At 70.8% G+C, this 18,065-nt stretch carries 18 protein-coding genes; 10 read left to right on the forward strand and 8 right to left on the reverse strand.

Translation table 11 applies throughout. The features are described from left to right. Nucleotides 1–18 precede the first annotated feature (18 nt). Entirely contained in the window at nt 19–534 is a 516-nt protein-coding gene (locus tag ACN4JJ_RS04130; RefSeq protein WP_440708633.1) for a hypothetical protein, read from the forward strand. Continuing rightward, a complete protein-coding gene (locus ACN4JJ_RS04135; RefSeq protein WP_440708634.1) occupies nt 531–911 on the forward strand; it encodes a hypothetical protein in 381 nt (126 codons plus the stop codon). Before ACN4JJ_RS04130 ends, ACN4JJ_RS04135 begins: the two co-directional genes overlap by 4 nt. Nucleotides 912–918: 7 nt before the next feature. Here ACN4JJ_RS04135 and ACN4JJ_RS04140 read toward each other — a convergent pair whose 3' ends face one another. Continuing rightward, nucleotides 919–1,323 carry a DoxX family protein gene (locus tag ACN4JJ_RS04140; protein ID WP_440708635.1) on the reverse strand — a complete coding sequence of 135 codons (405 nt, stop codon included), beginning with the start codon at nt 1,321–1,323 and terminating at the stop codon, nt 919–921. Between the two features lie 63 nt (nt 1,324–1,386). Here ACN4JJ_RS04140 and serA point away from each other — a divergent pair, with 63 nt between their 5' ends. The 4 genes from serA to ACN4JJ_RS04160 are packed head-to-tail and all read left to right on the forward strand — an operon-like array spanning nt 1,387 to nt 6,035. Continuing rightward, entirely contained in the window at nt 1,387–2,979 is a 1,593-nt protein-coding gene (gene serA, locus ACN4JJ_RS04145; RefSeq protein WP_440708636.1) for a phosphoglycerate dehydrogenase, read from the forward strand. 27 nt (nt 2,980–3,006) lie between these two features. Further along, nucleotides 3,007–4,080, forward strand: a complete 1,074-nt coding sequence (locus ACN4JJ_RS04150) for a 3-isopropylmalate dehydrogenase (RefSeq protein WP_440708637.1) — start codon at nt 3,007–3,009, stop codon at nt 4,078–4,080. A 13-nt stretch (nt 4,081–4,093) separates the two neighbouring features. Further along, nucleotides 4,094–5,206, forward strand: a complete 1,113-nt coding sequence (locus tag ACN4JJ_RS04155) for a branched-chain amino acid aminotransferase (RefSeq protein WP_440708638.1) — start codon at nt 4,094–4,096, stop codon at nt 5,204–5,206. Between the two features lie 52 nt (nt 5,207–5,258). Then, nucleotides 5,259–6,035 carry a fumarylacetoacetate hydrolase family protein gene (locus tag ACN4JJ_RS04160; RefSeq protein ID WP_440708639.1) on the forward strand — a complete coding sequence of 259 codons (777 nt, stop codon included), beginning with the start codon at nt 5,259–5,261 and terminating at the stop codon, nt 6,033–6,035. Nucleotides 6,036–6,084: 49 nt separating this feature from the next. On the opposite strand, the gene ACN4JJ_RS04165 is transcribed toward ACN4JJ_RS04160, so the two are convergent. After that, on the reverse strand, nt 6,085–6,522 hold the full coding sequence (locus ACN4JJ_RS04165; RefSeq protein ID WP_440708640.1) for a MarR family winged helix-turn-helix transcriptional regulator: 438 nt from the start codon (nt 6,520–6,522) through the stop codon (nt 6,085–6,087). Nucleotides 6,523–6,668: 146 nt separating this feature from the next. Here ACN4JJ_RS04165 and ACN4JJ_RS04170 point away from each other — a divergent pair, with 146 nt between their 5' ends. Both ACN4JJ_RS04170 and ACN4JJ_RS04175 read left to right on the forward strand, forming a co-directional pair. After that, nucleotides 6,669–7,910: an MFS transporter gene (locus ACN4JJ_RS04170; protein ID WP_440708641.1), complete on the forward strand. Its 1,242-nt coding sequence runs from the start codon at nt 6,669–6,671 to the stop codon at nt 7,908–7,910. A gap of 175 nt (nt 7,911–8,085) precedes the next feature. Continuing rightward, nucleotides 8,086–9,603, forward strand: a complete 1,518-nt coding sequence (locus ACN4JJ_RS04175) for an MDR family MFS transporter (RefSeq protein ID WP_440708642.1) — start codon at nt 8,086–8,088, stop codon at nt 9,601–9,603. Nucleotides 9,604–9,609: 6 nt separating this feature from the next. Here ACN4JJ_RS04175 and ACN4JJ_RS04180 read toward each other — a convergent pair whose 3' ends face one another. Then, nucleotides 9,610–10,329 carry a response regulator gene (locus ACN4JJ_RS04180; RefSeq protein WP_440708643.1) on the reverse strand — a complete coding sequence of 240 codons (720 nt, stop codon included), beginning with the start codon at nt 10,327–10,329 and terminating at the stop codon, nt 9,610–9,612. After that, a complete protein-coding gene (locus tag ACN4JJ_RS04185; RefSeq protein ID WP_440708644.1) occupies nt 10,326–12,026 on the reverse strand; it encodes a sensor histidine kinase in 1,701 nt (566 codons plus the stop codon). Before ACN4JJ_RS04185 ends, ACN4JJ_RS04180 begins: the two co-directional genes overlap by 4 nt. 219 nt (nt 12,027–12,245) lie before the next feature. On the opposite strand from ACN4JJ_RS04185, the gene ACN4JJ_RS04190 reads away from it, so the two are divergent. Beyond that, a complete protein-coding gene (locus ACN4JJ_RS04190) occupies nt 12,246–13,733 on the forward strand; it encodes a cation:dicarboxylate symporter family transporter (RefSeq protein ID WP_440708645.1) in 1,488 nt (495 codons plus the stop codon). Here the strand turns inward: ACN4JJ_RS04190 and ACN4JJ_RS04195 are convergent. Then, the gene (locus ACN4JJ_RS04195; RefSeq protein ID WP_440708646.1) at nt 13,714–14,370 is read right to left on the reverse strand and encodes a 3'-5' exonuclease; all 657 of its coding nucleotides are present in this window, start codon (nt 14,368–14,370) and stop codon (nt 13,714–13,716) included. The genes ACN4JJ_RS04190 and ACN4JJ_RS04195 overlap by 20 nt on opposite strands. A gap of 150 nt (nt 14,371–14,520) precedes the next feature. Between ACN4JJ_RS04195 and ACN4JJ_RS04200 the strand changes: the two genes are divergently transcribed. Continuing rightward, complete coding sequence (locus ACN4JJ_RS04200; RefSeq protein WP_440708647.1) at nt 14,521–14,880, forward strand: MmcQ/YjbR family DNA-binding protein; 360 nt, start codon at nt 14,521–14,523, stop codon at nt 14,878–14,880. A 21-nt stretch (nt 14,881–14,901) separates the two neighbouring features. Here ACN4JJ_RS04200 and ACN4JJ_RS04205 read toward each other — a convergent pair whose 3' ends face one another. From ACN4JJ_RS04205 to ACN4JJ_RS04215, 3 genes are all read right to left on the reverse strand, one after another. Beyond that, a complete protein-coding gene (locus ACN4JJ_RS04205; RefSeq protein ID WP_440708648.1) occupies nt 14,902–16,212 on the reverse strand; it encodes an ATP-binding protein in 1,311 nt (436 codons plus the stop codon). Nucleotides 16,213–16,369: 157 nt separating this feature from the next. Next, nucleotides 16,370–16,750: a hypothetical protein gene (locus ACN4JJ_RS04210; RefSeq protein WP_440708649.1), complete on the reverse strand. Its 381-nt coding sequence runs from the start codon at nt 16,748–16,750 to the stop codon at nt 16,370–16,372. Nucleotides 16,751–17,015: 265 nt separating this feature from the next. Further along, nucleotides 17,016–17,984, reverse strand: coding sequence for an oxygenase MpaB family protein (locus tag ACN4JJ_RS04215; protein ID WP_440708650.1), 969 nt, complete (start codon nt 17,982–17,984; stop codon nt 17,016–17,018). Between the last annotated feature and the right edge of the window lie 81 nt (nt 17,985–18,065).

The raw sequence follows: 18,065 nt of genomic DNA on the forward strand, positions 1-18,065 counted from the left end.
GCGCGCTAGGCTGGGCGCATGAGTGATCGGCGGGATGACGACGCGCTCGCCTGGGCGGGCGACGACGATCCGACGCTGGAGCCCGTGGGCTCGCCGGCCGGTCGCGCCGACGAGGCCGCCGACGATCCGCTGATCGCCGACACGGAGGCCGCCCCACCGGCGCGCACGGTGCTCGACGAGGCGGAGGACGCGGAAGACCTCGCCGCCGAACGCGAGCTGGCCGAGGCCGAGGCGGCCTCGAAGCAGATGAGTTCGGCCGCCCTGATCGCCTTCGGCGTGCTCGGGGGCATCTACCTGCTCTACACGATCGGCTGGATCATCAGCTTCACCCGGGTGGAGGTGGCCTCCGAACTCACCTTCGGCGTCTTCACCGACATCGTGGCGCGCACGCTCGCCATCGCCGCCTCGCCGTTCTGGTTCATCGCGACGCTCGTCATCACGCAGAAGAAGGACGTGCGGTACACGATGCTCTGGCTCGTGATCGGCATGCTGGTGCTGGTGCCGTGGCCGTTCCTGATCGGGAGGGCCGCATGAGCGCCGCATCCGCATCCGCTTCCGCCTCCGGATCGGCGCCCGCCACGGCTTCCGCTCCCGGCCCCGCCAAACGCGGTTTCCGCACCTTCGGGGCGGCCGGCTGGACCGTCGCCGTGATCTTCGCGTTCCTGTACGCCTACCACCTGTGGGGCGGCATCGCGAACCTCGTGGGCGTGCTCGCGCTGCTGAATCAGGTGGGTGCGGAACCGGATGGCGGCCTCTGGGCGCTCATCATCGGCTACGCGATCGTGCCGATCGTGGTCTACGCCGCCGCCCTGATCGTGGGCCGCACCCTGCGCAACTGGGAGCGCGCCGTGGTGTTCGCGGTCGGCTTCTGCGTTGTCTCGGTGATCTCGCTCAGCCTGCTCGCCGTCTGATAGCCGGCTAGGTCAGGGGCAGCGCCACCAGCAGCACCAGCGCGGCGAGCACGATCTGGCCGAGCAGGCGGGGCCAGAACGGGATGGCGAGCGCTCCGAACCTGTCGCGGCGACCGGCCGCGTACGCGTTCGCCGGGAACACGCAGGCCAGGAAGACCACGAGCGCGATGCCGGCCGCCAGCCGCGTCGGCGGGAACAGCAGCCCCAGCCCACCGGCGATCTCGCACACCCCGGTGATGTACACGAGCGTCAGCGGCGTCACGCGCCCGTCGGGTCGCAGCCACGGCGGGATCATCGCGGCCATCGTGCGCGCCGACCGCGGCACGAAGTGGTTGATCCCCATCCCCACGAACGCCACGGCGATCAGGATGCGCAGCACGGTCAAGATGACGTCGAGCGTCTCGGGGGACATCCCTTCATCCTGCACCCAGTACAGTGGATGCGTTCCCCCCACGCAGAACCAAAGGATACGTCTGTGTCGAAGCCGGTCGTGCTGATCGCCGAAGAACTCTCACCCGCCACCGTCGACGCCCTCGGGCCCGACTTCGAGGTGCGCACCGTCGACGGGACGGACCGGCCGGCGCTGCTGTCCGCCCTCGCCGAGGCGAACGCCATCCTGGTGCGCTCCGCCACCAAGGTCGACGCGGAGGCCATCGCCGCCGCGCCCGTGCTGAAGGTGATCGCCCGCGCCGGTGTCGGTCTCGACAACGTCGACATCAAGGCGGCCACCACCGCCGGTGTGATGGTGGTGAACGCACCCACCTCGAACATCATCTCGGCCGCCGAGCTCACCGTGGGGCACATCCTGAGCCTGGCCCGTCACATCCCGGCCGCGCACGCCGCGCTGGCGCAGGGGCAGTGGAAGCGCTCCGCCTACACCGGCGTCGAGCTCTATGAGAAGACCGTCGGCATCATCGGCCTCGGCCGCATCGGTGCGCTCATCACGGCCCGCCTGCAGGCCTTTGGTGTGAACGTGGTGGCCTACGACCCCTACGTCACGAGCGCCCGCGCGCAGCAGCTCGGCGTGACACTGCTGACGCTCGACGAGCTGCTGGAGCAGAGCGACTTCATCACCATCCACATGCCGAAGACCCCCGAAACGACCGGGATGATCGGTGAAGAGCAGCTGGCGAAGATGAAGCCCACCGCGTTCGTGGTGAACGTCGCCCGCGGCGGCCTGATCGACGAGGGCGCCCTGCAGCGCGCGCTCGAGAACAAGGTGATCGCCGGCGCCGGCCTCGACGTGTTCACGAGCGAGCCGCCGAAGGACGCCGAGGCGCTGCTCAGCCTCCCCAACATCATCGTGACCCCGCACCTCGGCGCCTCGACCGACGAGGCGCAGGAGAAGGCGGGCGTCTCGGTCGCCAAGTCGGTTCGCCTGGCGCTCTCCGGCGAGCTGGTTCCGGATGCGGTCAACGTCGCCGGCGGCGTCATCGACCCCTACGTGCGCCCCGGCATCCCGCTGATCGAGAAGCTCGGCCAGGTGTTCTCGGGTCTCGCCGAGAGCCCGCTGACCAGCGTCGACGTGGTGGTGAAGGGCGAGCTCGCCGAGTTCGACGTGAGCGTGCTGAAGCTCGCCGCCCTCAAGGGCATCTTCACCAACGTCGTGAGCGAGACGGTCTCCTACGTGAACGCCCCGCTCCTGGCGGAGCAGCGCGGTGTGACCGTGCGGCTGATCACCGACCCCGTGTCGGAGGAGTACCGCAACATCATCACCCTCACCGGTGCGCTGAGCGACGGAACGCAGATCTCGGTCTCGGGCACCCTGATGGGCACCAAGCAGATCGAGAAGATCGTCGAGATCAACGGCTACGACGTCGAGGTGCCCTTCGCCAAGCACCTCATCGTGATGATCTACACCGACCGCCCCGGCATCGTCGCGGTGTACGGCAAGGAGTTCGGCGAGGCATCCGTCAACATCGCCGGCATGCAGATCGCCCGTCACGAGGCCGGCGGCCAGGCCCTCAGCGTGCTGACCATCGACTCGGCCGCCCCCGACGGCCTGCTCGACTCGCTCCGTCAGTCGATCGAGGCCGATGTCATGGTGGAGATCGACATCACCGAGTAGGAGTGCGCGGAGGACTAATCTGGTCGTATGACGCGCGCGATCAAGCTGGCCCTTATCCCTGGTGACGGAATCGGGCCGGAGGTGGTCGCGGAGGCCGTCAAGGTTCTGGATGCGGTGACGGCGGATGCCGGGGTCGCGTTCGAGAAGACGGAGTTCTCGCTGGGGGCCGCCCGCTACCTCGAGACCGGTGACACCCTCACCGACGAGGATCTGGCCGCCATCCAGGCCAACGACGTCATCCTGCTCGGCGCCGTCGGCGGCGTGCCCGGCGACCCGCGCCTGGCGGGCGCGAACATCGAGCGCGGGCTGCTGCTGAAACTGCGCTTCACGCTCGACCACTACGTCAACCTGCGGCCGACCACGATCTACCCGGGCGTGCCCAGCCCGCTGGCCGAGCACGGCGACGTCGACTTCGTCGTGGTGCGCGAGGGCACCGAGGGCCCGTACGTCGGCACCGGCGGCTCCATCCGCGTGGGCACGCCGCACGAGATCGCCAACGAGGTCTCGGTCAACACCGCGTACGGCGTCGAGCGCGTCGTGCGCGACGCCTTCGCACGCGCATCCGCTCGTCGCAAGAAGCTCACGCTGGTGCACAAGACCAACGTGCTCACCTTCTCGGGCACCCTCTGGAAGCGCATCGTCGACGAGGTGGGGGCCACCTTCCCAGAAGTGGCCGTCGATTACCTGCACGTCGACGCCGCGACCATCTTCCTGGTCACCGATCCTGCTAGATTCGATGTCATCGTCACGGACAACCTCTTCGGCGACATCCTCACCGACCTGGCCGGCGCGATCAGCGGCGGCATCGGACTGGCGGCCTCGGGCAACATCAACCCCGACGGCACGCATCCCTCGATGTTCGAACCGGTCCACGGATCCGCTCCCGACATCGCGGGGCAGCAGAAGGCCGATCCCACCGCCGCGATCCTCTCGGTCGCGCTGATGCTCGATCACCTGCAGCTGCCGGATGCGGCCGCCCGCGTGCGCACGGCCGTCGTGGCCGACATCGCCTCGCGCGACGGATCCGCCCGCCGCACGGCCGAGATCGGCGACGCCATCGTGGCCGCGCTCGCCGCCCCCGCACTCACTCCGACCCACTGACGAAAGACTCATCATGACCATCGCACCGACCTCCACCTTCCCCCTCCGGTTCGAGCTCACGCCGTCGCAGGATGCGCGTGACGAGGCCGAGCGCGAGGTCATCCTGTCCGACCCCGGCTTCGGAAAGCACTTCACCGACCACATGGTGAAGATCGACTGGACGATCGCCGACGGCTGGCACGACGCCGAGGTCATCCCGTACGGCCCGCTGCTGCTGGACCCCTCGGCCGCCGTGCTGCACTACGCGCAGGAGATCTTCGAAGGACTCAAGGCCTACCGCCACGCCGACGGCTCGATCTGGACCTTCCGCCCCGAGAAGAACGCCGAGCGCCTGCAGCGCTCCGCCCGCCGCCTCGCGTTGCCCGAGCTCGCCACCGAGGACTTCGTGGAGTCGCTCAAGCAGCTCGTCGCCATCGACGGCGGCTGGGTGCCGAGCGCACCCGAGACGAGCCTCTACATCCGCCCGTTCATGATCGCGAACGAGTCGTTCCTCGGCGTGCGGCCCTCGCAGAAGGTGGGCTACTACGTGATCGCGAGCCCCGCGGGCGCCTACTTCTCGGGCGGCGTCTCGCCGGTGTCGATCTGGCTCTCGACCGAGTACTCGCGCGCCGGCCGTGGCGGCACGGGCGCCGCCAAGTGCGGCGGCAACTACGCGGCCTCGCTGCTGCCGCAGCAGGAGGCCTACGAGAACGGATGCGCCCAGGTGCTCTTCCTCGACGGCGAGACCGGCGAGCACGTCGACGAGCTCGGCGGCATGAACGTGTTCTTCGTGCACCAGGGCGGCAGGATCGTCACCCCGCGCCTCACCGGCACCATCCTCGAGGGCATCACGCGCGACAGCATCATCCAGCTGGCGAAGGACCGCGGGCTGACGGTGGAGGAGCGCGACGTGACCATCGACGAGTGGCGCGAGGGCGTGGCATCCGGCGAGATCACCGAAGTGTTCGCCTGCGGCACGGCAGCCGTCATCACGCCCATCTCGGCGCTCAAGTCGCCCGGGGAGACGATCGGCGACGAGAACGCGCCCGCCGGCGAGCTGACGATGTCGATCCGCCAGGAGCTGACCGACATCCAGTACGGCCGCATCGCCGACCGCCACGGCTGGCTCACCCGGCTGGACGCCTGAGCGACCGCTCCGGCCGGTGGGCGGCGCGCTGTCGTCGCCGTAGGGTTGAGGCATGAAGATCGCACGGTTCAGCCATCAGGGCGCCATCAACTTCGGCATTCTCGACCAGAACGAGGCCGGGAGCACCGACCTGGTGGTGCTGAACGGCGACCCCATGTACGCCGGGTTCGACACCACGGGGGAGCGGGTGCCGCTGGCCGACGCCACCCTGCTGGCACCGGTCATCCCCCGCTCCAAGGTGGTGGCGGTGGGCAAGAACTACCACGACCACGTGGCCGAGATGGGGACAGGCGAGGCGCCCAAGGAGCCGCTGCTGTTCCTCAAGCCCAACACCTCGGTGATCGGCCCGGGCGACCGGATCGTGCGGCCCCGCCAGTCGAACCGCGTCGACTACGAGGGCGAGCTGGCGATCGTGATCGGCTCGGTGGCGAAGAACGTGGCGGCGGCGGATGCGGCGAGCGTGATCTTCGGCTACACGGTGGCCAACGACGTGACGGCGCGCGACCTGCAGAAGAGCGACGGCCAGTGGGCCCGCGCGAAGGGCTTCGACACGTTCTGCCCGCTCGGCCCCGTGATCGAGACCGAGTTCGACCTCGCGGCTTCGACCGTGGAGACCCGCCTGAACGGCGTGCTCAAGCAGAGCGCCCCGCTGACCGACATGATCCACGGTGTGGCCGCGATCGTGGAGTACGCCTCCGCGGTGTTCACGCTGCTGCCGGGCGACGTCATCCTCACCGGTACGCCGGCCGGGATCGGCTCGATGGAGTCCGGAGACACCGTCGAGGTGGAGATCTCGGGTATCGGCGTGCTGTCGAACCCCTTCGTGTAGGGCCCCGGGCGCGGCGCCGAGGGCACCGCTCGGCCATTCGGCAGTTCGGCTATTCGGCGGTGAGTCCGGCCGCCACGTCGAGGGCGTCGAGGGCCGCGGCGATCCGGGCGATCTGATCGGCGTCGAGCTCTTCGAAGACGGCGAGCACGCGCTCGGCGCGCTCGGCGCGGGCCTGGTCGATGGCTTCGGCGCCCGCCGCGGTGCCCTCCACGAAGAAGGAGCGACCGTCGTCGGGATCGGCGCTGCGGGTGACCAGCGCGCGGTTCTCGAGGTCGGCGAGCAGGCGCGTGACGGTGGGGGCGGCGACGTTCTCGATGCGCGCCACATCGCCCGGACGGATCGGGCCGCAGCGCACAATCGTGGCCAGCGCCGAGACCTGACCCGGCGTCAGCGCGCTGCTGGCCCGGATGCGGCGGTTCAGACGGCCGACCGACTGGGCCAGCCGGGCGGCGATCTCGGCGAGTTCGGGTTCGGTGTGTTCAGTCATCGAAGGGCTTTCGGTCGCCGGCGGGGAGGTTGCGACGAGTCTTTCACATCACGCAAGCATCGTGGCACATCACAAAGGCATCGGGGGGAGACGCCCCGCCGCCCGCCGATTCGGAGGCGCCGCCCGCGTCGTGCCAAGCTGTGCAGGTGAATTCGCGCGGCGCCTCGGGACCGGGATCCGGCTGGCGCGGCTTCGAGCGCGGGGAGAGCGCCTACCGCCGCATCGTGTTCGCCTTGTTCGCGGCCGGCTTCGCCACCTTCGCGCAGGTGTTCGACGCGCAGGCGGTGCTGCCCGCACTCCGCACCGACCTCGGCATCTCCTCCGCCACCGCGGCCCTGACGGTCTCGGCCACCACGATCGGGCTGGCGATCTCGGTGCTGCCGTGGGCATCCGTCGCCGACCGGATCGGCCGCACCACGGCCATGAAGATCTCGCTGGTCGCCGCGACCGCGATCTCGTTCACGGTGCCGCTCATGCCCACCTTCGAGACCGTTCTGCTGGCGCGCGGCTTCGTGGGCCTGGCTCTGGGAGCGGTGCCCGCGGTGGCCGTGGCCTACCTCGCCGAAGAGCTGCACGTCGACTGGGTGTCGGTGGCCGCCGGCACCTACGTGGCCGGCAACACCATCGGCGGGATCGTGGGGCGGCTGGTGGCCGGTCCGCTGTCGGAATCGGTGGGCTGGCGGATCGGGCTCGAGGCGGTGGCGGTGCTCGGTGCCCTGGCCGCTCTCGCGTTCTGCCTGCTGGTTCCCGAGGCGCGCGGTTTCCGGCCCGCGCCGGCCGGCGGACCGACACTGCGGCGACGCGTGTTCGCCAACCTCCGCGACCCCACGATGCTCGCCCTGTTCGCCCAGGGGTTCCTGCTGATGGGCGCGTTCGCGGTGGTGTACAACTACTTCAGCTTCCACGTGGTGGGCAGCCCGTTCTTCGTGCCCGAGGCCCTGGTGAGCCTGCTGTTCCTGGCCTACCTGGCCGGCACCGTCGCCAGCCGGGTCTCGGGCGGGCTGGTGCGCCGCTTCGGCCCGCTGCGCGTGATGCTCTGCGGCATCGCGGTGATGATCGGGGGAGCGCTGCTGCTGGCCAGCGACGTTCTGGCGGTGGCCATCCTTGGGCTCGTGGTGTTCACGATCGGCTGCTTCAGCGCGCATCCGGTGGCCAGCGGGCTGAGCGGACGGATGGCGCGCGTCGGCCGCGCGCAGGCCACGGCGATCTACCAGCTCTCCTGGCTCGGCGGCACCGCCTTCTTCGGCTGGGCCGTGGGGCTCGTGTACGACGGCCGCGGGTGGGGCGCGACGCTCGCGACGGTGATCGGGATGTGCCTGGTGGCGGCCCTGGCCGCGGTGGTGGGACTGCGGCTGCTGGCGGGACGGCGGCCCGGCACGGGGGCTTGAGCCGAGCGGGCGGGAATGTGTACAGTGTTCACATCGGGCTTCCGACTCCGTGACCGTCGTCGATCCGGATGTCGGTGGAATACGGAAGGCTACGGATCGTGTTCACCCCTGAGAGCACGCGTGCTCTCCCCTCACTTCTTCCCCACCTCATCCCGCCCTCATCGACAGGATCTCCGTGACCGACACCTCCTCCACCACCCTCGCCGAGTCGGCGGGTGACTCCGGCGTGCAGGTCGTACGCCGCAACAAGCTCGTCATCAACCTGCTGCTGGTCTCCGCGTTCGTGGTCATCCTGAACGAGACCATCATGGGTGTGGCCATCCCGCACCTCGTGGTCGATCTGAACATCACCGAGGTGGCCGCGCAGTGGCTGTCGACGGCGTTCATGCTCACGATGGCGGTGGTCATCCCCATCACGGGCTTCCTGCTGCAGCGCTTCAACACGCGGCCGATCTTCATCGCCGCCATGACGCTGTTCAGCATCGGCACCCTGATCGCGGCCGTCGCGCCCGGCTTCGAGGTGCTGCTGGTGGCGCGCGTGGTGCAGGCCAGCGGTACGGCCATCATGATGCCGCTGCTGATGACGACGGTGATGACCCTGGTGCCGCCGGCCGTGCGCGGGCGCACGATGGGCAACATCTCGATCGTCATCTCGGTGGCCCCGGCGATCGGGCCCACCATCTCCGGCATCATCCTCAGCACGCTCTCCTGGCGCTGGATGTTCATCCTCGTGCTGCCCATCGCCATCGGCTCGCTCGTGCTCGGCTTCCTCAAGGTCAAGAACGTGACGGTGCCGCGCGACGTGCCGATCGACGTGTTCTCGGTCATCCTCTCGGCCTTCGGCTTCGGCGGGCTGGTCTACGGGCTCAGCAACATCGGCGGCGCCACGGCCACGTTCGTGTCGAGCTGGCTGCCGCTGATCGTGGGCCTCGTGGCGCTCGCCGCCTTCGTGCTGCGCCAGATGGCGCTGCAGCGCTCCGACCGGGCGCTGCTGGATCTGCGCACCTTCCGCTCGCGCACCTTCACGGTGGCGGTGCTGCTGATGGGGGTGAGCATGATGGCGCTGTTCGGCACCATCATCGTGCTGCCGTTCTTCATGCAGAACGTGCTGCAGCTCGACGCCCTCACCACCGGTCTGCTGCTACTGCCGGGCGGTCTCGTGATGGGCGCGCTGGCGCCGTTCGTGGGGCGGCTGTACGACAAGGTCGGTCCGCGACCGCTCGTCATCCCGGGCGCGATCATCGTGAGCGGTGTGCTCTGGGGCCTCACCATGGTGAACGAGTACACCTCGATGTGGTTCGTGCTGGCCGCGCACATCACGCTCTCGGTGGGCCTGGCGTTCATGTTCACGCCGCTGTTCACCGCCGGCCTCGGATCGCTCCGGCCCCGGCTGTACTCGCACGGTTCGGCCATCATCGGCACTGTGCAGCAGCTCGCCGGCGCCGCAGGCACCGCGCTGTTCATCGCCGTGATGTCGGGCGTCACCGTCACCCAGCTGGCCACCGGCGCGAGCCAGGTCACCTCCTCGGCGGCCGGCATCCAGGCGGCTTTCCTGTGCGGGGCGATCATCTCGCTCGCCGGTGTCGTGGCCTCGTTCTTCGTGCGGCGGCCGCCGGAGTCGGCGCACGGCGACGACGAACTGCTCGAGTCGGGGGCCGGGGGAGCCGCCCAGGGCGTGCCGATCGGTCACTGAGCCGCGTCAGGCGCGGGCGGAGGCCCGGTACTCGACCTCGGGTCGGCCGGGCGTCCCGTACCGCTGGGCACGCTCGGCGGCCCCGGTGCCGGTGAGGTGCTCGAGGTACCGCCGAGCCGTCACCCTCGAGAGCGTCAGCTGAGCGCCGAGCTCGGCCGCCGAGAGGCCGGCCGGGGCGGCGGCCCGAAGGTGCGCCCGGATGCGGTCCAGCGTCTCGACGGTGAGGCCCTTCGGCAGGGGCGTGCCTGAGCCCTGCCGGAGTGCCGCCAAGGTGGAGTCGACCTCCTGCTGGTCGGTCACGGCCGAGGCGCCGATGCGGTCGTGGAAGTCCCGGTAGGCCCGCAGCTTCTCGGCGAACAAAGCGAAACCGAAGGGCTTGATCAAATACTGCACGATGCCGAGCGAGACGGCGCTGCGCACCACCGCGGCGTCGCGCACGGCGGTCACCGCGATGACGTCGGTCTCGATGCCGGCGGCACGCAGGCGCCGGCAGAGGTCGATCCCCGTGGTGTCGGGCAGGTTCACGTCGAGCAGGATCAGGTCGACGGGCTCGCCGGTGCCTTCCAGGCCGTCGCGCAGCAGCCGGATCGCCTCGTGCCCCGTGTGCGCGATGCCGGCGACCTCGAAGCCGTCCAGCCGGCCCAGGTAGGCGGCGTGCGCGTCGGCGGTGAGCGGCTCGTCCTCCACCACGAGCACGCGCAGCGGCGGCTGGACCGGGTCGCTCATGAGCGGCCGGCCGGGGTGGGAACCGGCTCCACCGCCGAGGGGAGCGTGACGGTGAACGCCGATCCGTCCACCCGGATCGAGCCGTGCAACCGGTTCACCGCCTGGCGGGCCAGCGCCAGACCGATGCCGTGGCTGTCGCCCGCCTTGGTCGTGCGGCCCAGGTCGAACATGGTGGCGGCGATCTCGGGATCCGGTCCCGGCCCGCTGTCGGAGACCTCGATCAGGAGGCCGTCGTCCGGTGCCGGCAACGGCTGCACCGTCACGGTCACCGAGCCCGAACCCGGGCCGCCCACGGCATCCATCGCGTTGTCGATCAGGTTGCCGACGATGGTGATCAGCTCCCGCGGCGGCACGGCGCCGCCGGTCAGCGGCTGCGGGATCGACACCTCGAGGTCGATGCCGCGCCCGGCGGCCTGCGCCGACTTGCCGAGCAGCAGGGCCATCAGCACCGGCTCGTCGAGGGCGGTCAGGATGCGATCGGCCAGCTGCTGACTGAGGCCCAGCTCCCCGGCGGCGAGTTCGGCCGCCTCCGCGGGGCGATCCAGTTCGATCAAAGCGATCATCGTGTGCAGCCGGTTCGCGAACTCGTGCGCCTGCGAGCGGAGCGCATCGGAGAGCGTGGTGAGGGTGGCGAGTTCGCCCGTGAGCTCTTGCAGCTTGGTGTGGTCGCGCAGCGTGGTGACGGTGCCGGCGAACCCGGGTGCGCTGCGCCGCCCTGCGCGGCCTGCCCTGCCCGCCCCGGCGCTGGCCGCCGCGGCGTGGCCTGCCCTACCGGACCCGGCGCGGCCACGGGGAGCCACGATCCGGTCGCGGTCGACCACCAGCACGTGCGTGGGCGTGATCAAGATCTGATCGACCACCGGATCGACGCCGGCCAGCACCTCGGAGACGGCACCGCTCAGCGCGAGATCGGCCAAGGGGACCGGATCGGCGCGGCCCCCGCGCCGGGCGGCGAGCGGCGGCAGCCCGAGCATCTCGGCCGCGCGGTCGTTGTAGAGCACCACCCGGCGCGCGTCGTCCTGCAGCACCAGTCCCTCCCCGATGGCGTGCAGCACCCCCTCGTAGTAGGCGAACATGCGGCTCATCTCCTCGGCACCGCGCCCGCCGGTGACCCGCCGGAGGTAACGGCTGAGGGCCCACGACGCCGCTCCGCCGACCAGCAGCGCGAGCGCCGCCGCGATCAGCACGGTGCCGATCCGGCCGCCGAGCGCCACCTGCGTGTTCGACACGGTGATGCCCGCCGCGATCAGCGCGCGGACCTGCCCGGCGGCGTCCTCGATCGGCACCACGGCCCGCACCGAGGGGCCGAGCGTGCCGGTGTAGGTCTCGGTGAACGCCTCGCCGGCCAGCGCGCGGTCGATGGTGCCGAGGAAGGGCTTGCCGATCTCGGCGGGGTCGCGGTGCGTGTAGCGGATGCCGTCGGTCGACATGATCGTGACGAAGTCGATCCCGGTGGCCTCCATCACCGCGACGGCGTAGGGCTGCAGCGTCGCGCTGGGGTCGGCGCTCGTCACGCCCTCCAGCGTGAACGGATCCTGCGCGATCGTCTCCGCCACGGCGAGACTGCGGGCCGCGGCGTCCCGCTCCACGTCGGCACGGGCGTCGGCCCAGATCAGTGCCACGGCCGCGGCGGTGAGGCCGACGATGACGACGAACTGCAACGCCAGCAGCCGCGTCGCGATGCTCCACCGTCTCATCCGTCGATCCCGCTCATCCGTCGATCCCGTCGTCGTGCGCGGCCCCGTCGCCGCGTGCTCCTACTGTAGGCAGCGCTCCGGCCGCGCGGGACGATCCGTGCGCGACCAGTATGAACACAACTCCCTCGAGCCCAGGTGCCCCCCGCAGTCTGGGCGGAACGCATCCGGACCCCCCAGGACCAACACCCGGTGGGCCGCACTCAAGGAAGAGGGAAGCACATGTCGTCGAGCACCGTGTCATCGAGCACCCGGGAGGCCGGCCGGAGACCCCGCCGCCGGCTGGACCCCTCGCACTATCTCTACATCGCCGTGATCGTCGCGGTCGTCTCGGGCGCGGCGCTCGGCCTGCTCGCCCCGGAGTTCGCGGTGGGGCTCAAGCCGCTCGGCGACGCCTTCGTGGGGCTGATCAAGATGATGATCGCGCCGATCATCTTCTGCACGATCGTGCTCGGCGTCGGTTCGATCGCGAAGGCCGCCACCGTCGGCAAGGTGGGCGGGCTCGCGCTCGGCTACTTCATCGTGATGTCGACCTTCGCCCTGACGATCGGCCTCGTGGTGGGCAACCTCATCCACCCCGGAGAGGGCCTGAACATCGGTGCGAGCACCTACGACGCCGGCGACTCCGCCGAGGCGGCCACCCCCACCGAGTTCGTGCTCGGGATCATCCCGACCTCGCTGCTGTCGTCGCTGACGGCCGGGAACATCCTGCAGGTGCTGTTCGTGGCGCTGCTCGTCGGTTTCGCGCTGCAGAAGATGGGGCCGCGCGGGGTGCCGATCCTGGGCGCGATCCGGCAGATCCAGGCGCTGGTGTTCCGCATCCTCTCGATGATCATGTGGGTCGCCCCGATCGGAGCCTTCGGCGCCATCGCCGCCGTGGTGGGCAACACCGGGTTCCAGGCCATCCTGAGTCTCGGCACGCTGATGATCGCGTTCTACATCACCTGCGCGCTGTTCATCGTGGTGGTGCTCGGCTCGCTGCTGTGGATGGTGGCCCGCGTCAACATCTTCCGGCTGATGAAGTACCTGGCCCGCGAGTACCTGTTGATCGTCTCGACCTCCTCGAGCGAGGTGGCGCTGCCGCGGCTGATCGCCAAGATGGAGCACATCGGCGTCTCCAAGCCCGTGGCCGGCATCACGGTGCCGACCGGCTACTCGTTCAACCTCGACGGCACGGCCATCTACCTCACGATGTCGTCGCTGTTCATCGCCAGCGCGATGGGCACGCCGCTGGCGCTGGGGGAGCAGATCTCGCTGCTGCTGTTCATGATGCTGGCCTCGAAGGGCGCCGCCGGTGTCACCGGCGCCGGGCTCGCCACCCTGGCGGGCGGCCTGCAGGCCCACCGGCCCGACCTCGTCGACGGCGTGGGCGTGATCGTGGGCATCGACCGCTTCATGTCGGAGGCGCGCGCGCTCACCAACTTCACCGGGAACGCCGTGGCCACCGTGCTGGTGGGCACCTGGACCCGGCAGCTGGACCGCGAGCAGCTCACCGCGGTGCTCGCGGGGGAGCGGCCCTTCGACGAGTCGACGATGAGCGTCGACGACCACCTGGGAACGGATGAGGCGGCCGAGGCCGCGCAGGAGGGCGCCGGCGGGGTAGCGGCCGCGGCGGCTCGCACCTCCGTGGCATCCGGCACCGAAGCCCGTCCTTCGACGGCGGCGCTCACCGCGATCGTGGAGGGCGAGGTCACCACGACCCGGCGCTGAACGCCGGCCGGCGGGCCTCCGGTACCCCTGCGGATTCGCGGGGGTACCACCGTTTCCCCCGCGAGGGCAGCGGCGTGAACGGCGCCGCGGCCGCCCGGGCGAGGTGGGCGGTGAACAGCGAACGGTCGGGCGCGCTCGCGAGGTAGCACTCGAGCAGCTGGGCCGTGGCGAAGGCGTCGACGGATGCGCGGTGCGCGCCCTCGAGGTCGATGCCGAACACCTCGCACAGCCGGGCAAGGGAACGCCGTGAATCGGGCAGGTACCGGCGGGCCAGGCGCTGCGTGCAGAGCGAGACGGGCGGGGCGGCGAAGCGGTAGCCGATCAGCTCGAGTTCGGCGACGAGGAAGCGCAGGTCGAAACCCGCGTTGTGCGCCACGACCACCCGGCCGCGCAGCAGCTCGAGCAGTTCGGGGGCGATCTCGCCGAAGTCGGGGGCGTTCACCAGCGCGGCGCGGGTGATGCGGTGCACGAAGGTGGGGCCCACCGGGCCGTGCGCGTTGATCAGTGTGTCCCACCGGCCCGTGATGACGCCGTCGGCATCGGAGTGCACCACCGCGATCTCCAGAGCGCGGGCGCCGCGGGAGGGCGCGAGCCCGCTGGTCTCGAAGTCGATCGTGGCGAATCCGCCGGGTGCCATGGTGCTCGCTCTGTTCGGGGTGAGGGTGAGGGGTGAAGGGTGAGGGGTGCTGGGGGTGGTGGGGTTCTCGGTCGTGCGCTCTCGACGCTAATCGCGGCCACCGACATCCGGCGCCCCCACGCCGTCGGTGGGCCGGAGTACCCTCGGGGCATGAGTCACTCGACGGGCATCTCCCGCGGCGAGGCGCTCGAGGTGTGCGCCGGCCTGCCGGCCACCACCGAGGAGCGCCCCTTCGGGCCGGAGACCTCGGTGTTCAAGGTGGTGGGCAAGGTCTTCGCGCTGACCGACCTCGAGAGCGAGCCCGCAACCCTCACCCTGAAGGCCGCTCCGCCGCACGCCGAGGCGCTGGTGCGCGAGCATCCGTGGATCATCCCCGGCTACCACATGAACAAGAAGCACTGGGTGACGCTGACGCTCGGCCCGGGGTCGGATGCCGCCCTCGTGGCCGACCTCATCGTGAACTCCTACGACCTCGTCGTGGCCGGGCTGCCCCGGGCGAAGCGGCCCTAGGGGCCTCGGCGGGTCAGAGGGTCAGAGGCGCGCGATCCGGTCGATGTCCTCGAGGAACTCGAAGGCGACGTCGTCGGAGACCGTGCGGCGGGTCGAGCGCACCGCGGTGAGGTAGTCGTCGGTGGACGGGCCCACGGGGCCGGCACCGGGCCCGCCGTGGCCGGCGCCGACCGGGATGCTGCCGTGCAGCGCGCGCTCGAGTGCGGCCTGTGAGGCCTTGCGGGCCGAGAACTCGATGTCGGCCGGCGTGAAGCCCGCCGTGTGCTCCACCAGCACCGCGACATCCACCGACGCCGCCACGTCGCGGGGCAGGTAGCCGCTCCAGATCGCGCGCCGGGCATCCGTGTCGGGGAGGCCGATCGGCACGACATAGTCGAAGCGGCCGTGGCGCAGGAACGCGGCATCCACCGCCCGGATGAAGTTCGTGGCGCAGATCAGCAGCCGTCCCGACTGCTCGCGGAACTCCGGGATCAGCTTGAGCAGTTCGTTCGTGACGCCCTGCGTGGGCGAGGGCGGCTCGCCCTGGCGATGCGAGGCGATCTCCTCCACCTCGTCGATGAAGACCACGGCGTGCTCGAGCTCGGAGATCTTCTGGAAGGTCTCGCGCAGCGCGCCCGCGAGGCCCTTCGGGTCGCCGGCGAGGCGCGAGGGGAAGACCTCCACGAACGACCACTCCAGGCGCGAGGCGACGGCCTTGGCGAACGTGGTCTTGCCGGTGCCGGGAGGGCCGAAGAGCATCACCGCGCGCGGCGGCACGACGCCGAAACGCTCGGCCAGGTCGGGTTCGGCGAGGGGGGTGACGAGCCGCAGCTCGAGCATCTCCTTCTCCTTCTGCATGCCGCCGACGGCGTCCCAGAGGCCGCGAGGGAGCAGCCGGCCGCCGAGCTCGCGCAGCACCAGCAGCTCCTCGCGCTGCACCGGCAGCTCGCGCTCGACGTACCGCAGGTTGCGTTTGAGCTCGAAGCCCTGCTCGGTGAAGTCGTCGAGCCGGGCCTGGGACTCGGGCATGAGCGCCGAGAGCTTGGCGAGGCCGAGCGGGGCCATGTGGCGCTCGAGGGCGGCGAGCATCCGGGCTCCGACGCCCGAGTCGCGCACCGAGGCCTCGGTGGCGAAGAACACGATCCAGCCCTGCGCGTGCGCGGCACGGCCCACGGCCGCGCCGACGATCCGGTCGCCCTCGACGGCCACCACGGCGTGGTCGATCTGGCAGGAGGCGATGACCTCGGAGAGCGCGTAGACGGGCTCGCCGTCGCTCAGCCGGGCCTGCTCCCAGAGGTGCAGGATGCCGTCGAGGTCGTCGGGGTGGAAATCACGGATGTGCGGGGTGGTCATGCCTGACGCTACCAAGCGGCGGCGCGGCATCCGGGGCCCGGCGGCGCATCCGTTCCCGAAGAATCGCGGTTCTTCCGGTCAGCCGAAGAACACCGGTTCGACCGGCCGGTGGGCCGGCGGCTGGGGGCCTGCGGGCCGGCTTGCTCGACTCAGTGGCTCAGCCGTGCCAGACCTTCACGCGGCCGACCGTGGCGTACAGCGCCGAGAGCAGGGCGATGAAGGGCACGAAGATGCGCAGGAAGTAGCTGAGCTCGGTGATCACGAGGAAGTCGCCGAGCGCGAACAGCGCGATGGCGACGAGGCCGGCGATCAGGGTGTTGCGGAACGGCACGAACCAGCCGATCTGCGCGGTGGCGAAGCCCACCGAGGCGAAGACGATGCCCGTGTCGATGAGGAATGCGCCCAGGCGCGGGTCGGCGATGTTCGGAGCGATGAACCAGAGAGCGAGCGCGATCAGCCAGAAGATCACGAACACGCCGCCCTTCAGCGGCTTCGGCAGCTCTTTGCGCGGCGCCTCCGGCAGCACGACTGTCGTCATCGGGAACGCTCCTTCACCTCGTCGCGGGATGGCGATCCGTCCCGCGCGTTCACAGAGAACTCTACCGGTTCCCGTGCATCCCAGAAGGTCGCCTCGATGACACACGCGAGCAGCCCGCCCGAACGGGGTCCGCGACGCCGGCCGCCGGTGAGGAGGCCCGTGAGGCCGGTGACGAGCCGACTCAGCGGACACGGCGGCCGAGAGGGCGAAGCGGTGGGCCCCGCCGATCCGTCACGCCGGGTGACGTGGCGGGCGCGGGCGGGCACTAGAGCGACCGGGGCGCGGTGAATCTGCCCTCGGCGGCGAGGCGGCGGATGCGGGCCAGGGCGGCGGCCTCCGAGGAGGAGGCTCGGCCCATGAAGCTGCGGACGATCGCGAGAACCCGGCCGGTGGCCCAGATGACGGGCAGCGGGGAGCGGCGCAGGCCCAGCATCCGGCGGTATTCCGGGGGCAGGGACGCGACGGCTCCGGCGAAGAGGATGCGGTAGGCGGGAAGGAAGCCGCGCGCGAGCGGTGGGCGGCGGATGAAGCGCACGGCCTCGGCCACGCGCTCGTCGCTCTTCAGCACGCCGGCCAGCCGGAACGCCTCGAGCTGTTCGTGCAGCTCGGCGGCGCTGCGGGGCGGATCGGCCACCCCGATCAGCTCGCCCGCCGTCGCCCACTCGCGCACGTAGCCGTCCGCGCCGCCGCGGATCGGCCCGCCCCAGAGGGTGTGGCTGCCGAGGAAGGCGTCGGTGAAGACCAGGTGCACCCACGACAGCAGCTCCGGATCGCCGGCCGAGTAAGCGCGCGTCACTCCCGCGGCGTCGACGTAGTCTCCGCGCACGCGGTCGTGGAAGTGTGCAACGCGGCCCGACTCGTGTCGCGCCAGCGCGGTGTCGGCGAAGGTGACCGTGACGAGCCAGCGGATGGTGCCGGAGAGCCGGCCGAGCGGATCCTCCCGGTACCGCGACCAGTCGTGCACCCCCGCCATCGCCCCCGGATGCAGGGTCTGCATGAGCAGGGCCCGGATGCCGGCGACCAGCGTCGCCATGTCGCCGTGCACCGCCCAGGCGGCCGACCCGGGGCCGAAGTAGCCGGCATCCTCCCCCTCGGCCATCGCGGCGACCCACTCGGGGCGTCCGTCGCTCCGACCCGAGAGCGTGGAGAGGAGGTGGGATCGCCAGCGCGCGGCGGCGGCACCGCGGCGGGCCGGCTGCGGGGCACTCGCCGGTGCGCTCGTCGGATGGCTCATCGTCCGAGCGTAGGACGCCCACCTGAGTGGACGACTTCGGCGTGGGCGGTTGGCCCGGGCGGGGGTGAGCGGGCAGAGTGG

Origin of the sequence: Herbiconiux dendrobii (assembly GCF_052048175.1) — a bacterium.
Classification (GTDB): domain Bacteria; phylum Actinomycetota; class Actinomycetes; order Actinomycetales; family Microbacteriaceae; genus Herbiconiux.

What these genes read in the sequence shown, in the direction of transcription:
- ACN4JJ_RS04160 (WP_440708639.1), top strand. Translation starts at nt 5,259, where the DNA reads ATGAAGATCGCACGGTTCAGCCATCAGGGCGCCATCAACTTCGGCATT.
- ACN4JJ_RS04155 (WP_440708638.1), top strand. Translation starts at nt 4,094, where the DNA reads ATGACCATCGCACCGACCTCCACCTTCCCCCTCCGGTTCGAGCTCACG.
- ACN4JJ_RS04205 (WP_440708648.1), bottom strand. Translation starts at nt 16,212, where the DNA reads ATGACCACCCCGCACATCCGTGATTTCCACCCCGACGACCTCGACGGC.
- ACN4JJ_RS04165 (WP_440708640.1), bottom strand. Translation starts at nt 6,522, where the DNA reads ATGACTGAACACACCGAACCCGAACTCGCCGAGATCGCCGCCCGGCTG.
- ACN4JJ_RS04150 (WP_440708637.1), top strand. Translation starts at nt 3,007, where the DNA reads ATGACGCGCGCGATCAAGCTGGCCCTTATCCCTGGTGACGGAATCGGG.
- ACN4JJ_RS04130 (WP_440708633.1), top strand. Translation starts at nt 19, where the DNA reads ATGAGTGATCGGCGGGATGACGACGCGCTCGCCTGGGCGGGCGACGAC.
- ACN4JJ_RS04185 (WP_440708644.1), bottom strand. Translation starts at nt 12,026, where the DNA reads ATGAGACGGTGGAGCATCGCGACGCGGCTGCTGGCGTTGCAGTTCGTC.
- ACN4JJ_RS04200 (WP_440708647.1), top strand. Translation starts at nt 14,521, where the DNA reads ATGAGTCACTCGACGGGCATCTCCCGCGGCGAGGCGCTCGAGGTGTGC.
- ACN4JJ_RS04135 (WP_440708634.1), top strand. Translation starts at nt 531, where the DNA reads ATGAGCGCCGCATCCGCATCCGCTTCCGCCTCCGGATCGGCGCCCGCC.
- ACN4JJ_RS04180 (WP_440708643.1), bottom strand. Translation starts at nt 10,329, where the DNA reads ATGAGCGACCCGGTCCAGCCGCCGCTGCGCGTGCTCGTGGTGGAGGAC.
- ACN4JJ_RS04215 (WP_440708650.1), bottom strand. Translation starts at nt 17,984, where the DNA reads ATGAGCCATCCGACGAGCGCACCGGCGAGTGCCCCGCAGCCGGCCCGC.
- ACN4JJ_RS04195 (WP_440708646.1), bottom strand. Translation starts at nt 14,370, where the DNA reads ATGGCACCCGGCGGATTCGCCACGATCGACTTCGAGACCAGCGGGCTC.
- ACN4JJ_RS04210 (WP_440708649.1), bottom strand. Translation starts at nt 16,750, where the DNA reads ATGACGACAGTCGTGCTGCCGGAGGCGCCGCGCAAAGAGCTGCCGAAG.
- ACN4JJ_RS04140 (WP_440708635.1), bottom strand. Translation starts at nt 1,323, where the DNA reads ATGTCCCCCGAGACGCTCGACGTCATCTTGACCGTGCTGCGCATCCTG.
- ACN4JJ_RS04190 (WP_440708645.1), top strand. Translation starts at nt 12,246, where the DNA reads ATGTCGTCGAGCACCGTGTCATCGAGCACCCGGGAGGCCGGCCGGAGA.